This is a genomic window from Hoylesella loescheii DSM 19665 = JCM 12249 = ATCC 15930 (assembly GCF_000378085.1).
Taxonomy (GTDB): Bacteria; Bacteroidota; Bacteroidia; order Bacteroidales; family Bacteroidaceae; genus Prevotella; species Prevotella loescheii.
Genome location: NZ_KB899211.1, coordinates 97207 through 112171, shown reverse-complemented (window position 1 = coordinate 112171; position 14965 = coordinate 97207). Strand labels below are relative to the sequence as shown.

The 14965-nt window shown below is 47.5% G+C and carries 9 protein-coding genes; 2 read left to right on the top strand and 7 right to left on the bottom strand.

What is annotated here, in order from left to right; translation table 11 throughout:
• Positions 1-63 precede the first annotated feature (63 nt).
• From nusA to rnr, 7 genes are all read right to left on the bottom strand, one after another.
• A complete protein-coding gene (gene nusA, locus F453_RS0102750) occupies positions 64-1332 on the bottom strand; it encodes a transcription termination factor NusA (protein ID WP_009237045.1) in 1269 nt (422 codons plus the stop codon).
• Between the two features lie 348 nt (positions 1333-1680).
• Positions 1681-2145: a ribosome assembly cofactor RimP gene (rimP, locus tag F453_RS0102745; protein ID WP_018966631.1), complete on the bottom strand. Its 465-nt coding sequence runs from the start codon at positions 2143-2145 to the stop codon at positions 1681-1683.
• Between the two features lie 2623 nt (positions 2146-4768).
• Positions 4769-5425, bottom strand: coding sequence for a hypothetical protein (locus tag F453_RS0102740; protein WP_018966630.1), 657 nt, complete (start codon positions 5423-5425; stop codon positions 4769-4771).
• 152 nt (positions 5426-5577) lie between these two features.
• Entirely contained in the window at positions 5578-6129 is a 552-nt protein-coding gene (locus F453_RS0102735) for a hypothetical protein (RefSeq protein WP_018966629.1), read from the bottom strand.
• A gap of 373 nt (positions 6130-6502) precedes the next feature.
• Positions 6503-7723: a nicotinate phosphoribosyltransferase gene (pncB, locus tag F453_RS0102730; protein ID WP_018966628.1), complete on the bottom strand. Its 1221-nt coding sequence runs from the start codon at positions 7721-7723 to the stop codon at positions 6503-6505.
• 199 nt (positions 7724-7922) lie between these two features.
• The gene (locus tag F453_RS0102725) at positions 7923-8576 is read right to left on the bottom strand and encodes an HAD family hydrolase (protein ID WP_018966627.1); all 654 of its coding nucleotides are present in this window, start codon (positions 8574-8576) and stop codon (positions 7923-7925) included.
• 158 nt (positions 8577-8734) lie between these two features.
• Complete coding sequence (gene rnr / locus F453_RS0102720) at positions 8735-10942, bottom strand: ribonuclease R (RefSeq protein ID WP_018966626.1); 2208 nt, start codon at positions 10940-10942, stop codon at positions 8735-8737.
• Between the two features lie 401 nt (positions 10943-11343).
• On the opposite strand from rnr, the gene F453_RS0102715 reads away from it, so the two are divergent.
• Together F453_RS0102715 and F453_RS0102710 are read left to right on the top strand one after the other, a co-directional pair.
• Complete coding sequence (locus F453_RS0102715; RefSeq protein WP_009237035.1) at positions 11344-12489, top strand: hypothetical protein; 1146 nt, start codon at positions 11344-11346, stop codon at positions 12487-12489.
• Between the two features lie 93 nt (positions 12490-12582).
• Positions 12583-14625 (top strand): DNA topoisomerase IV subunit B, encoded by a 2043-nt coding sequence (locus tag F453_RS0102710; protein ID WP_018966625.1) that lies wholly within the window; start codon positions 12583-12585, stop codon positions 14623-14625.
• The last annotated feature ends 340 nt before the right edge of the window (positions 14626-14965 follow it).

Below are 14965 nucleotides of genomic sequence, written 5' to 3'. Positions count from 1 at the left end.
TTGTTTTGTTTTTGTTTTTTGGTTGTGGCCTCGGCCTTGTCTACCCGTTATAAGGGTAGTCTGTTATCCTTGTTCGAACTCTGCCCTCAGCACGCGCAGCAGGCTGTCGACGGTTTCTTCCTCCAAGTCGGCCTTCTCCACGAGCATTTCTCGCGGTGCGTTAAGCACAGCCTTGGCCGTGTCGAGCCCAATGCTCTTGATGGCATCGATAACCCATTGGTCTACCTCGTCTGAGAACTCGTCCAAGTAGATGTCTTCGTCGGCCTCGCCTTCTGCCACTTCACGGAACACGTCGATGGTGTATTCGGTGAGCATGGAAGCCAACTTGATGTTCAGTCCGCCACGTCCAATGGCCAGCGAAACTTCTTCGGGGTGCAAGAACACCTCTGCCTTACGGTTCTCTTCATCGATATTGATGCTGCTCACTTGCGCAGGACTAAGGGCACGTTGGATGAAAAGCTTGGTGTTGGCAGTATAGTTTATCACGTCGATATTCTCGTTGCAAAGTTCGCGAACGATGCCGTGTACACGGCTACCCCTCACGCCCACGCAGGCGCCAACAGGGTCGATGCGTTCGTCGTAGCTCTCAACGGCGATCTTAGCACGTTCTCCCGGCATGCGGGCAATGCGCTTAATGGATATCAATCCATCGTTAATCTCGGGCACTTCGGCCTCCAACAGTCGTTCGAGGAACATGGGACTGGTGCGGCTGAGTATAATTTTGGGGTTGTTGTTTTCGTTGTCTACGCGCAAGATAACGGCCCTAATGGTTTCGCCCTTGCGGTATTGGTCGGCCGGAATTTGCTCCGACTTGGGGAGAATAAGCTCGTTGTTCTCGTCGTCTACAATGAGAACTTCTCGCTTCCACACCTGATACACCTCGCCAGCGATAACCTGACCCACACGGTCTTTATACTTATTATATAATGAGTCGTGTTCAAGTTCCAGGATTTTAGATGCCAGCGTTTGGCGTAGCGTCAATATGGCGCGACGTCCGAATTTGGCGAAGTCTACCCGTTCGGTAACTTCTTCGCCCACTTCGTAGTCGTGTTCAATCTTTTGTGCTTCGGTCAACGCAATCTGCTTGTTCTCGTCTTCCACTTCTCCATCTGCCACCACCATGCGGTTGCGGTAAATTTCGAAGTCGCCTTTATCGGGGTTTACGATGACATCGAAGTTCTCATCGCTACCGAAGATGCGAGCCAGCACGTTGCGAAAGCTTTCTTCCAACACGCTCACCAAGGTCATTCGGTCGATGTTCTTGGTGTCTTTAAACTCCTTGAACGTGTCGACCATGCTCAAGATATTCTCATCTTTTTTTCTTGCTACCATAGGGTTTATTATCGTTTGATGTGGTGTTGCCCTCGCGTTGCAGGCCGATGGCGCATACAGATGTTGTTTTCGCGCCTCGCCAGCATAAGGGCTAGCCAATTAATTTCTCCTTATATAATTACAGTTGACAAGTTAATCAGTTAACGAGTTAACCAAGGGTTAAGTTGATAAGCTTATGAGCGGACCGGTTTAGAGCTAATTTGTTAAAGCATTAACGGCAACACTTGCCACGCTGCCACATAACATTTGGCTTAACTCCTTTATTCCATAACTCCTTAACTCCTACTTACCACTTACTACTTTACTCCTTACTCCTTTACTTCTTACTACTTTCTACTCAAACAAGCGTTAGAACTGAATCAGATATTTGGTATATTTCACACCATCCATCTTAAAGTTATGGTCCACGTCTTGCATCACAGGACGTTTCTTACCTTCAACTTTCACCTTCTCGTTTACCGTAACAACGAAGTCGTTTCCATCTACACTTTTGAGCGTTCCTTTGTATTTCTTGCCGTCTTTATCCAATACTTCCACCTCTTTACCGATGAAATTCACGTATTGTTGTGGCACTTTAAAGGGCTGTCCTAGTCCGGCCGAGCCCACTTCCAATTCGTAATCCTCTTCATCTCGGTTCAAGTGCTCCTCGATAAATCGGCTTAGCTCCACGCAGTCTTCAATCCAAACACCGTCTGCATGGTCTATTTCCACCACGATACGGCTATCCGGACTAGTTTCCACATCGACAAGAAAGTACTCTTTGTCGGCTAACCATTGTTCAACCAGTTGTTTTACGACGTTTTTGTCAATCATATCTTGTTGTTGCTGATAATGAAAATGAGGAACTCTCATCGGAGCCCCTCATTCCACTGAATGCTGCAAAGTTACGAATAAATAACGAAACGCACAAAATATTTTTACGTTTTCAGTGTTTTTATCCACGATTTTTGTATATGAAAGCCATTTCGGGGCGTTTTGGATACGTAGGAAGGGCGATTAAGCCGTTTAGAAGGGGTAACGAGGGGAAGAGATTTTAGCGAAACGAACGACCACATTTGCAGGTATAAGTTTGCAAATCAGAGGGTTTTGAAGTTTGCCCCTTACCATGGCTATTCATGGGCCACTGCCCCTCAATATACACCTTATTATATATACGCATGCATGTACACACGAGCGCGCCATATCCCAAACAACATTCGGTCAGTCTGTTTACCTTTCTCGGCAGGCTTGTTCCACGCATGCGGATTTATTGCGCATCCAGCACATTATCTTGCTTTGCAACTACGCTTACATGACCAAGAAGTCTCCACAAGCATTGCACACAATCTGCCCACAAATTGAGAACCCAACACGCCCGATAAGCCAACGCAAGACACGAAATGAGGTCTCGCACACAGCTTTTTAACAAAGCGGCGTGTTATCCCTATGTTGGACTCGCGTTACAGCTAAGTTGGAACGCTGTTCCAGTTGAACTGGAACAATGTTCCAGATAAGATGGAATAGGGTTCCAGCTTATAGATAACCCAACGGCTATTGATAAAGCTGTGTACAAAGGCTTATCAAACGGTTTACAGATGCTAAAACATCAAGCCGCTTCCGTTGCCTCCCTACCCATGAGGCATGCACATCCAGTAGTTGCATCTAATGCTAACAGGGAATAAGGCGACAGTTTGACGAGCGGAAAAATATGCAGACAACACCATTTATACCATATCCTGCATGGCGGTAGTTAGCACAACGCTACTTACAAATACATGCGCGAGTTCGGGATAAGGCGTCGTATAATCCAAACCAAACCATACAAACTAATCAACGGGAAAAAGACCAAGACCTACGGCCTTGTGGGGTTAGGTGCGCTACTTAGGCAGGGTAGGTCGCTCTCGCTCCCAACCCTGCCCTACCAAAGGACCAACCGCTACGCGGTAGTTAGTGCAACACAAGCCGCAATAGTCCCATGCCTATAAATGCTTTGACATGGACTTCATCCCCAAAAGATCAAAGGCTATGCGGTAGCTAGTGCAATGCAAGCCGCAATATCCTCGTGACTATAAATGCTTTGACATGGGCTTCATCCCCCAAAAGGCCAAAGGCTACGAGGTAGTTAGTGCAAAACAAACTATATGTATAAGGACTATTATGGGCTATTTGTTATTCTAGCCTAGCGTAAGTCTGTAAGTTTAGGTGTTTGATTTTCTACCACAAATACCATTTCCCACCAAATAGATACACACCTTTTATGATATATGAGGTTCAGAGTAACAAACAACCCATTACAGTATATGCACATATTAGAGGTGTTGTGCCAACTACCGCGTAGCGGTTGGTGTGGCTGATGCGGAGACGGAGTGAAACAAACACAGGCATTACGCTAGTTACCACGTAACGGTTGGTATAACCAATGCAGTGGCGAAATGAAACAAACGCTGGTATTGCACTAACAACTTCGTAGCGGTTGGTATAACTGATGCAGAGGCGGAGTGAAACAAATGTAGGTATTACGCCAACTATCGCGTAACGGTTGATATAACCAATGCAGAGGCGAAATGAAACAAGTACTGGCTTAGCACCATCTACCGCGTAACGGTTGATATAACCAATGCAGAGGCGGAATGAAACAAGCACTGGCATTACGCCATCTACCGCGTAGCGGTTGGTCCTTTGGTAGGGCAGGGTTGGGAGCCAAAGCGACCTACCCTGCCTAAGCTGTGGTGGAAAGAAACAAGGCCGTAGGTCTTGGTCTTTTTCCGTTTAATGCGTTTCTAGGTGAAGATTACGTGCAATATTTTCCTCCCTTTCATATCATTATATGCCTGCCATTTGTTACCATCGACCCCTCTAATGCGGTAAGTTTCATTTACTAATACCCCGTTTCTTTTATGCAAACTAACCAATAGAAAAAGACCAAGACCTACGGCCTTGTGAGATTAAGTGCACCATTTAGACAGGGTAGGTCGCTCTCGCTCCCAACCCTGCCCTACCAACAGACCAACCGCTACGCGGTAGTTAGTGCAACGCAAGCCGCAATAGTCCCCGTGACTATGAATGTTTTGACATAGAGCTCGCCCTCCAAAGACAAAAGGCTACGCGGTAGTTAGCGCAACGCAAGCCGCAATAGTCCCGTAACTATAAATGCTTTGACATGGGCTTCATCCCAAAAAGACCAAAGACTACGAGGTAGTTAGTGCAATGCAAGCCGCAATATCCTCGTGACTATAAATGCTTTGACATGGGCTTCATCCCCAAAAAGGGCAAAGGCTACGCGGTAGGTAGTGCAACATTCCTCACATGCACATGGGTTATTATGATTCGTTTCTTGTTCCTAACTCACGCTAACACATAGACTTTTACGAGCTATATGTTACCCCGAACTGGGCACATAACATAAAAGGCACACCCTGTGGTGCGCCTTTTATTCCCTTGTTTTTTTAGCGTTTAACTAGAAATCATGATTTGCATAAAAGGGATCGACTATGGTATAGCCCTGCCCTTTTTTCCTGAACTGAATCCTAAAATAGGAAAACGACATATTGGGGTCAACACTTTTGCCCTCACAAGAAACTATTCTGAGTTCGACACCTGTATCCGACCGCGAGCCCGAAGACAAGAATTTGGAGGCATCGATGAAAAAGCTATAATTAAAGATTATCGGTATCTTCACTCCATCTATCGAGATTTCAGCTTCCGAATGTCCACCAGCCGTTGCGAATCTTTTTCTCATTTTGGCAATGTATTCTTCGGTAATGCCGTTTCGTCTGCCATCAGAGCGTGTTGCGCCTTTGGCATCATGGGATGGGGGAAACATATCGAAGGAATGCTTCAATGGAAATTCGGGCGAGAAAACGAGTAGCTTATCGCCATACATCACTTCCGTTCGCACGTCTAAGGCCTTACCGCCTTTCTGCCCAATGACAGAAAACTTATTATCTTTCAATAGCTCGTCGGGGTCTATGGGCTGTCCATCTTCGTCTTGTACCTGCACATACACCGTGTTTTCCACCACAAAGGCGGAATCGTCTGCATCGCTGTTCGAGCCACAAGCTACGACGAATAGGGCTGTCAATGCTGCGAGCAAGGGTATTCGCAAATGTTTCATCGTGTGTTATTATTATTCAAGTTTGTAAGTTTGTAAGTTGACGAGAGCCTGAATTTATCAGCCTTCAATATTCCTCCCTGTTGCTGAATTCAAGAGCTTTGGATTGAGAGTTAATGCCATCGGCTTAGCCCAAGCGGGTTATACGCACCACTTTACTCTACCGAATAGCCTTGTTCTTGCTTGCGCAAAACAATTTTAAAATGCTTATTATGCTGGTAGGGGTCTATCGTTTTGCCTTGCCATTCCACCGTTTTTATAACAATGCTTGTTCCTCCCAGCATCTTTTCGGCATTGGGCATGGCACTATACCTATAATGAAAACGCAACGGCACTTTAACGCGGTCTATCGTTATCACGACATCTGCATAGCCTTCGCCCCGCTTTCCCTCATCAGTATCCCAATATTTCATTACAGATTGGTCAGGCAAGTCGGCCGAAAAGCGATACACTTTCACGTCATCCAGCTTATCGGCAGATACGCTCAAGGTGCGCCCACTTGCTTTTCCAAACACGGAGAACCTGCCATCGTACAGCAAAGTGCTAGGAGAAGACACTTCGCCGCCATCTCGCACTTCAACATACACGGTACTTTCGACACTAGAGGCTACTGCAGGAGTGTACTTTTTCTTCTCCTCATCGGCACTACAAGCGGACAATAGCGCAAGAGTTGCCACAACTAGCAAACTGCTTTTCAATTGTTTCATTGTCTTCGGTTTTACTAATGGAAGTGGGATATACATGCGACCCCAAGGTCTATACGCACCGTTTGAGTTAATTAATTGAAGTCGGAGCGCATGCCACTGCCATTGGGTTATTATGATTAGATGCTGCAAATATACGCTTTATGCTTTAATTTGCAAAGAAAAAGGAAGGTAAATTTTGACTAAGACCATACAAAACAAGTAATGCGAGTAATCTTAAAGCATTTCTACTTGTTTGCCATTATACACCCGCATATCTCTTACGAAACCCCATTTCATCCACTCACAGCTAGAAATAAATAAGCGAACGAAGGCAATGCTTTTACGTCACAGATGGTCTTCGTTCGCTTCTCTTCGTTTTTTCAGGGTGTTTCGCCTACCCGATTTGTTTCAACAGATAGGCGCATTTCTCGGGATTGCCGAGCGTTTTACCCTTGTCGCACGAAAGCTTTACGCAGTCGTGCCACTCGCGTTTCTCTGTAATTCGGCATTTGGTGAGTTTCACCACGATGTTCATAGGTTGGCAACCCACAACATCGCACGTGAGGAACGTGCCCATGCCATAGCTATCTTGCACGCGCCCGTCTACAAAACGGTGTATCTCTAAGGCGCGTTCGATGTTCAAGCCGTTGCTGTATATCACCTGCTTGGTGGCAGGATTGATGCCCAACTGCTTGTATTTCTCGATAATCTTTTCGGTTTGCTCTTCTTCCACACCGCTATCTACGCGCAACCCGACGAACATCAGGGCCATGCGTTTAGAGAGATTGTTGAAGAAAACCTTATCGCCGAAGCAGTCGTAGAGGTAAATGCCGTTGTCGCCATCGTAAACATTGCTGAACTTACGCATCACATTGAAGTTGCATTCAAAGATTCCGCTCACGTTTTCTTCAAATTCTATGATCTGATGACTCATCGTTCCCATGGGCACCAGTTCGTATTTCATGGCCAGATAAACGTTACTTGTACCCACGATGCGACCCTTCCACGGAACAAAAACACCGTCTACGTTTTCACCACCTGCTTCAGCGGTGGCTTTCAGGGCACGTATCACGTTGTCGTGATGGTGAAACGACAGTCTACGACGTGTGCCCATGTCGCCCAGAACCAGTCCTCCGCGCAATATTTGCTTAGCTTTATCGGTGGCACGTTCGCATTCTAGGGCGGCATCATAGCGTTCTAAGTCGCCACGATGTTGGTGCATTAGCTCGGAAATGATCGAAAGCACGGGCATCTCCCACATGATGGTGGAATACCATTTGCCACGAATGGAGATGGCGAGTTGACCATCGGGGGCTTGCTGGATATGCACTTCATCGGGATTGAACTTGTAGCCGCGCAAGAAAGTGAAATACCATTGGGGCAGATAGTACATGCGCTGCTGCATAAAGGCTATCTCCTCTTCGGTTATTCTCACGTTCTTCATCAGGTTGATTTGTTCTTTCACCTTGTCGGCAAAACCTTCGGGGTAGGACGTATGGTTACGGTCGAAGAAGGTATATTCCACTTCGGCACGCGGATAGGTTTGCAAAACATAATACTGGCAACTGAAAGTATAGGCGTCGTTGTCGGTAAAATGGTTAATAATGGGCTGCATAAGTATCGTTTATAGTGGGTTTTATTGATCAGTGGCGGGCGGTGTTGATTCCGTGGAATGGCGTTAGGTATGGGCTAGTTTCTAAACTAGTCAACCGACAGGACTAGTAAGACTTGAAGAACCTGCAAGGCTAGTCAACGTTGCTGACTTGCAAACTGGTTAACCAGTTAACTTACTATCTTGCCAATCCATCAACCGTTTACTCCACAGAAAGTATGTTGAGCAATTGGGCGAAATCGTCTATCACCCAGTTTGCACCCGCCTCTTCCAGTTCCGCAAGCGTACCGTTGCCATAGGTTACGCCACAAGTAAGGGTGTCGGCGCGACGTCCCATCTCGATGTCGAATGCCATATCGCCTACCACGAGCGTTTCTTCGGGCTTGGCATCAAGGTGTTCGAGTGTAAGGAGTACAGGCTCGGGATGGGGTTTGGCGTGGGTGACGTCGTCGGCACTGACGATATAGCTGATGTACTGACCAATGCCGATGCTTCGCACGAGGCTGGGTAACGAGTCGCGACCACGACTGCTGGCGATGGTGAGCGTTAAGTCTGCGGCATGCATCCGCTCAACGGTTTGTACCACGTTGGCAAAGGGCTTCACCGCACCCGTAACGTTATGGATGTCGAAAATGCTGCGATAGGTTGCCACACAGTCCATAGCCGTTGCGTCGTCTACTTTTGCCAAGCGCACGAAAGCCTCTTTAAGGGGCAGTCCGATGGTGGCTGCGCATTCGTCTTCGCTATTTTGTGGCAAGCCATGTTGGCGTAGGGTTTCTCTCAATGTGTCGACAATGATACGGCGCGAGTCGCCTAGTGTTCCGTCAAAGTCGAGTATCACAGTGGTAATTCTCATCTTTTTCGTGCAAAGGTATGAAAACTTTGGGAGTTATTAAGAGGGAAAGGGTGAAAAGGTCGATAGGTAAAAAAAATGGCTAACGACCACTAAGGGTGAAGAGATTAAAAAATGGCTAACGCCAGTTCGTCCCATAATCTTTTCACCTTTTCATTCTTTCACCTTTTCACTTTTTCAACCACGGTGAAGTCTAGCTGACGTTTCTCTTGGTCTACACGTGCCACTTGTATGCGAATTGGATCGCCAAGCTGGTACTTGCGATGACATCGGCGACCAACAAGACAATAGTTTCGCTCGTCAAAGTCGTAGTAATCGTCGTCTAGGTCGCGCATGGGCACCATACCTTCACAGTGGTTTTCGTCTATCTCGCAATAGATGCCGTAGCTGGCAATGCCGCTGATGTGGGCATCGAACTCTTCACCCAACTTGTCGGCCATAAACTCCACCATCTTATATTTGATGGAATCGCGCTCCGCATTCTGCGCAATCTGTTCCATTTCCGACGAATGTTCGCACAGCTCTTCATAGCGCTCCTTGCTCGCGCTTCGGCCTCCTGCGGCATAACGCGTAAGCAAACGGTGCACCATGGTGTCGGGATAGCGACGTATGGGACTGGTGAAATGCGTGTAATAATCGAAGGCCAAGCCGAAGTGACCAATGTTATGAATGCTGTATTTGGCCTTCATCATGGCGCGCAGGGCGATGGTTTCGATAAGGTTTTGTTCGCGTTTGCCCGCCACTTCGTCCATGAGCTTGTTCAGCGAGCGCGATGTTTCGCCCTTGGTACTCGTCGTTTTCAGCTTATAACCAAACTTCATGATAAACTCGCGCAATGTTTCGAGCTTCTGCGGGTCGGGATTATCGTGCACACGATAAGGTAAAGTCTTGGGCGCACGTCCGTCTTTGGGCCTGCCCACACTCTCGGCCACGGTTTTATTTGCCAAGAGCATGAACTCTTCGATCAACTTATTGGCATCTTTCGAACGCTTGAAATAGGCGCGAACAGGCTTGCCTTGCTCGTCTACATCGAAATGAAGTTCCTCGCGATCGAACTTCACCGCCCCATTCTTAAACCGCTTTTCGCGCAGCTTCTTGGCCAGTTTGTCGAGCATAATCAGGTTATCGGCGTTCTCACCTTTATATCCGCCTTTCGGCGCAGGTGGTGCTGGCTCGCCCGTTCCATCAACAACGCCGTTGTCTTCTAGCAGTTGCTGCACCTCTTCGTATGCATATCGCCTATCGCTCTTTATAACGGTGTGCACGATACGATAGGTTTTTATGTCGGCGTTTTCGTCCATATTGAAGATCACACTGTAAGCCAACTTCTCTTCATCAGGGCGTAACGAGCAGATAAAGTTACATAACCGTTCGGGCAACATGGGTATGGTGCGGTCTACAAGATACACACTTGTGGCGCGTTTCATGGCCTCTTTGTCGATAATACTTCCCTCGGTGACGTAGTGACTCACGTCGGCGATGTGCACACCTACCTGCCAAAGGCCCTTATCGAGCATGCGAATAGACAGCGCATCGTCAAAATCCTTGGCATCGCGTGGGTCGATTGTACACGTAAACACATTGCGGAAGTCTTCGCGTTCATCGTAATCCTGCTGCGTTATCTCAGCCGAAATGCGTTCGGCAGCCTCTTCAGCCGCCTTGGGATAGGTGTAGGGCAACCCGTATTGGGCCAAGATGGCGTGCATCTCAGCATCGTTTTCGCCCGTAGGACCAAGCACATCAATCACTTCTCCCATAATATTCTTATGGTCGGCATCGGGCCATTGGGTGATTTTCACCACAGCCTTATCACCCGTTTTACCACCTTTAAGCTTACGTTTAGGCACGAAGATGTCGTGAACATATAGGTTTTCGGGTGTTACAAGGAAAGCCATGTCGCGTTCAACACGTAGCTTACCCACCACCTGATCTTTGGCGCGCTTCAATATTTCGATAACCATAGCCTCCTTAATATGGCGTTTTCGGCGTGCCATGAGCTGCACACGAACGTGGTCGCCATTAAGTGCCGACTTGGAATTTCGCTCACTTACGAAGATGGGCGTTGAGCCATCGTCGGGAACGAACGAGTTTTTGCCGTTGGTTTTACGAACGAAACGCCCCTCTAGAACCTGTCCTGCCTGATTAAGACGATACGAACTGTCGGTCACCTTAGTCAAGAAGTCGTCCCAAGCCATCTCTTCCATCACGTCGATAGCCAACATCTTGAGCGGATGCGTGTCGAGTTTCAGGTTCTTGAAGATTTCTTTGAAGCTGAAAGTTTTCCCTGGATGTTGCTCGAAAAACTGTTGCAGCCTTTCGGCCACTTGCTTTTTGGTGAGGCGTTTGCCCCCTTTCTTTCCTTTTCCCATATTCGGCTGTTGTTTATGGCGTGTTATAATAATGTGCAATAGCACCGCATTGGAGCATCTTGTACAGGTGATTTTGGGGCAGCATTCCACAAAGGCACTCCCTAACCAATGCGCAGTTGACGTTTATCTAATTCTCGCGACGCAATGCTTGTTTTGTCACTTTACATTCCATACTTTCCGCAAAGTAACAAAAAAGATACGAGATAAAAGGAGCATTTTATAAAAAACTTCTTTGAAGTCTGCGCATTTTATTGTACATTTGCAAGTTAAAGCACGAATATGTTCGGCTTAAACCGCCCTTTTTATAGCCTTGCACATAGGCAAGTAAGCCCCAAACCGTGTGGTTAGAGCTTTGAGAAAAGGCAAAAAGAACAAAAACAGCAAATATATAAACATAGCAAATGTCTGCAGTGATAATAAAGAAAGTCTGCACCAAAAGCGACTTAAAGGCGTTCATCGACCTACATTACGACCTATACGAAGGAAACGAGTATGATGCGCCAAACCTGTTCAGCGACGAGATGAACACGTTGAGCAAAGACAAGAACGCGGCTTTCGACTTCTGCGAAGCCGAATATTTCCTCGCCTACAAAGAGGGAAAGCTGGTGGGGCGCGTAGCTGCCATCATCAACCACCGCGCAAACAAGAAGTGGGATCGTAAGAGCGTGCGCTTCGGGTGGATAGACTTCATCAACGACCGTGAGGTGTTAGAGGCGCTGCTTCATGCCGTAGAAGAATACGGACGCTCAAAAGGAATGCGCTCGATTGTGGGTCCGCTGGGCTTTACCGATATGGATCCAGAGGGTATGCTCACAACAGGCTTCGACCAATTGGGTACCATGCCCACCATATATAATTATGAGTACTATCCCCAACTGATGGAAAGTCTTGAGGGGTTTGAGGTAGATAACCACTATGTGGAGTACAAACTGATGGTGCCTAACGAAGTTCCTGAGAAGTTTGCCAAGATTGCCGACATGATACAAAAGCGTTATAGCCTCAAGATAAAGAAGCTTACGCGCGACGATGTTTTCAAGGGTGGATACGGTAAACGTATCTTCGACCTTGTGAATAAGACCTACGGGCATCTCTACGGATACTCGGACCTTACCGAGAAGCAAATGGACCAGTATGTGAAGCTGTACTTCCCTATGGCCGACCTTGACCTCATCACCCTCGTTGAAGACGAAGCGGCCGACAACAAGCTCGTTGGATTGGGCATCTCCATTCCCTCGTTGACGCGCGCCTTACAAAAGTGTCGTCGCGGAAGACTAACGCCCTTTGGCTGGTGGCACGTGTTGAGGGCCATCAAATACCACAAGACAAAGGTGGTAGACCTCTTGCTCATCGGCGTTTTACCCGAATATCGCATGAAGGGGGTTAACTCGTTGCTCTTCGCCGACCTTATCCCGCGTTACCAAAAGTATGGGTTTGAATGGGGAGAAACGCAGGTGGAGATGGAAACCAACTCGAAAGTGCAAAGCCAATGGGAATGGTTAGACGCCAGCATTCATAAAAGACGGAAGTGCTATATCAAGACCATTTAGCGTAAGGGCATACCACACAAAGACTGGTTCTGAAAATATAGCGTGGATTTTTTAGAACCATTGAAAGGCCAATAAATAGACACCACAAAGAAGATGAATAAGAAAGAAACACCTGATAATCAACAAGAGATGACGTTCGACTCTGCCAACTCGGCCGATTCGAATACAAACAACACGCCCACATCCACCCAACAGACCAACAATCAGCCTGCATACACCGACGATAACATTAGGCATCTGTCGGATATGGAGCACGTTCGCACGCGTCCTGGTATGTACATCGGCCGCCTTGGCGATGGAACACAGGCCGAAGACGGTATATACGTGCTGCTGAAAGAGGTGATAGACAATTCTATCGACGAGTTTAAGATGCAAGCAGGCAAGCGTATTGAGGTGGATTTGGAAGACGATCTGCGCGTATCTGTTCGCGACTATGGCCGCGGTATTCCGCAAGGGAAGCTGGTAGAGGCTGTGAGCATGCTCAACACGGGTGGAAAATACGACTCTAAAGCGTTTCAAAAGAGCGTGGGTTTGAATGGTGTTGGTCTCAAGGCAGTGAACGCATTGAGCGTGCGTTTTGAGGCTAGGTCATATCGTGAGGGAAAGGTGCGCACCGTGGTGTTCGAAAGAGGTGAGCTAATTAGCGACAACACCGAGAGCACCAATGAAGAAAACGGCACGTTCGTATTCTTCGAACCCGACAATACCTTGTTTCTTAATTATCGCTTCAAGGCAGAGTTTGTGGAGACAATGCTCCGCAACTACACCTACCTTAACGCTGGTTTGGCCATCATGCACAACGGTCGACGCATCATTAGCCGAAATGGCTTGGCCGACTTGCTGAACGACCGCATGACCAACGATGGGCTCTACCCCATCATCCACATTCAGGGCGAAGACATCGAGATTGCCTTTACCCACGCCAACCAATATGGCGAAGAGTATTATTCGTTCGTTAACGGACAGCACACCACACAAGGTGGTACGCACCAAAGTGCCTTTAAGGAGCATATCGCCAAAACCATTAAAGACTTTTTCTCCAAAAACTACGAGTACGTAGACATTCGCAACGGCATGGTGGCAGCAATTGCCATCAACGTGCAAGAGCCTATGTTCGAAAGCCAAACTAAGATTAAGCTGGGCTCGCTCACAATGAGCCCGGGCGGAGAAAGCGTTAACAAATACGTGGGCGACTTCATTAAGCGCGAAGTAGACAACTACTTGCACATCCATGCCGATGTGGCCGAAGAGCTGAAGCGCAAGATTGACGAGAGCGAAAGAGAGCGAAAGGCCATGGCGGGCGTAACCAAGATGGCGCGTGAAAGGGCAAAGAAGGCGAACTTACATAACAGGAAGCTGCGCGATTGTCGAATTCACTTCAGCGATGTGAAGAACGATCGCAAGGAAGAAAGCTCTATCTTTATCACCGAAGGCGACTCGGCGAGCGGCAGTATCACCAAAAGCCGCGACGTAAACACACAGGCCGTGTTCTCGCTTCGTGGTAAACCGCTCAACTCGTACGGGCTTACCAAGAAGGTGGTGTACGAAAACGAGGAGTTCAACCTGCTGCAAGCGGCGCTAGATATCGAAGAGGGGCTCGACACATTGCGATATAATAAGGTTATCGTAGCCACCGATGCCGATGTCGACGGCATGCACATTCGCCTGCTTATCATCACTTTCTTCTTGCAATTTTTCCCCGAACTGGTGAAGAAAGGCCATGTATATGTGCTGCAAACGCCATTGTTCCGTGTGCGAAACCGACGTACGAAGATTAAGGATAAGAAGGTAATTGCCGAGGCCGACGAACGACTGATGAAGGGTGAACGCAAAAACGACTTTATCACACGCTATTGCTACAACGAAGACGAACGGCAGAAAGCCATCGCTGATCTAGGTCCCGACCCCGAGATTACTCGCTTTAAAGGATTGGGCGAGATTTCACCCGAAGAGTTTACGCACTTCATCGGGCCTGAAATGCGATTGGAACAGGTTACGTTACACAAAAACGACCAAGTGCACAAGCTATTGGAATATTACATGGGCAAGAACACCATGGAACGCCAAAACTTCATTATCGACAACTTGGTGGTGGAAACGGATGGCCCTACCGAAGTGGAAACCGACGAGGAATAATCGGCAAACGCTTTCGCGTAGACACTATTTTATGGCAAGAAAGGTAAACGGCACTGCCAGCCCCTCAACTCGCTAACTTGCCAACCTATCACCTCTTAAACTTGCAAATTTGTGAACTGGTCAACCTGTTTACTCGTGAACTGGTCAACCGACCAACTTACTAACTGCCCAACTAATTAATCAACCCATAAAGAAAGGAGTACTAAAAACCGAAAGAGAACGAAGAGATTGGAGAGAACAAAAGTGAAAAAGAGAACCAAATAGATTGAAAGCGGGGATAAGGGAGATTGAAGAAGAGATGCTGAAAAGGGCTTCATGGGCAGTAAGTGCCCAACTTGTT

Excerpts from the sequence above, each read along its gene's own strand:
- nusA (WP_009237045.1), bottom strand. The coding sequence starts at position 1,332 with ATGGTAGCAAGAAAAAAAGATGAGAATATCTTGAGCATGGTCGACACG.
- rimP (WP_018966631.1), bottom strand. The coding sequence starts at position 2,145 with ATGATTGACAAAAACGTCGTAAAACAACTGGTTGAACAATGGTTAGCC.
- F453_RS0102740 (WP_018966630.1), bottom strand. The coding sequence starts at position 5,425 with ATGAAACATTTGCGAATACCCTTGCTCGCAGCATTGACAGCCCTATTC.
- F453_RS0102735 (WP_018966629.1), bottom strand. The coding sequence starts at position 6,129 with ATGAAACAATTGAAAAGCAGTTTGCTAGTTGTGGCAACTCTTGCGCTA.
- pncB (WP_018966628.1), bottom strand. The coding sequence starts at position 7,723 with ATGCAGCCCATTATTAACCATTTTACCGACAACGACGCCTATACTTTC.
- F453_RS0102725 (WP_018966627.1), bottom strand. The coding sequence starts at position 8,576 with ATGAGAATTACCACTGTGATACTCGACTTTGACGGAACACTAGGCGAC.
- rnr (WP_018966626.1), bottom strand. The coding sequence starts at position 10,942 with ATGGGAAAAGGAAAGAAAGGGGGCAAACGCCTCACCAAAAAGCAAGTG.
- F453_RS0102715 (WP_009237035.1), top strand. The coding sequence starts at position 11,344 with ATGTCTGCAGTGATAATAAAGAAAGTCTGCACCAAAAGCGACTTAAAG.
- F453_RS0102710 (WP_018966625.1), top strand. The coding sequence starts at position 12,583 with ATGAATAAGAAAGAAACACCTGATAATCAACAAGAGATGACGTTCGAC.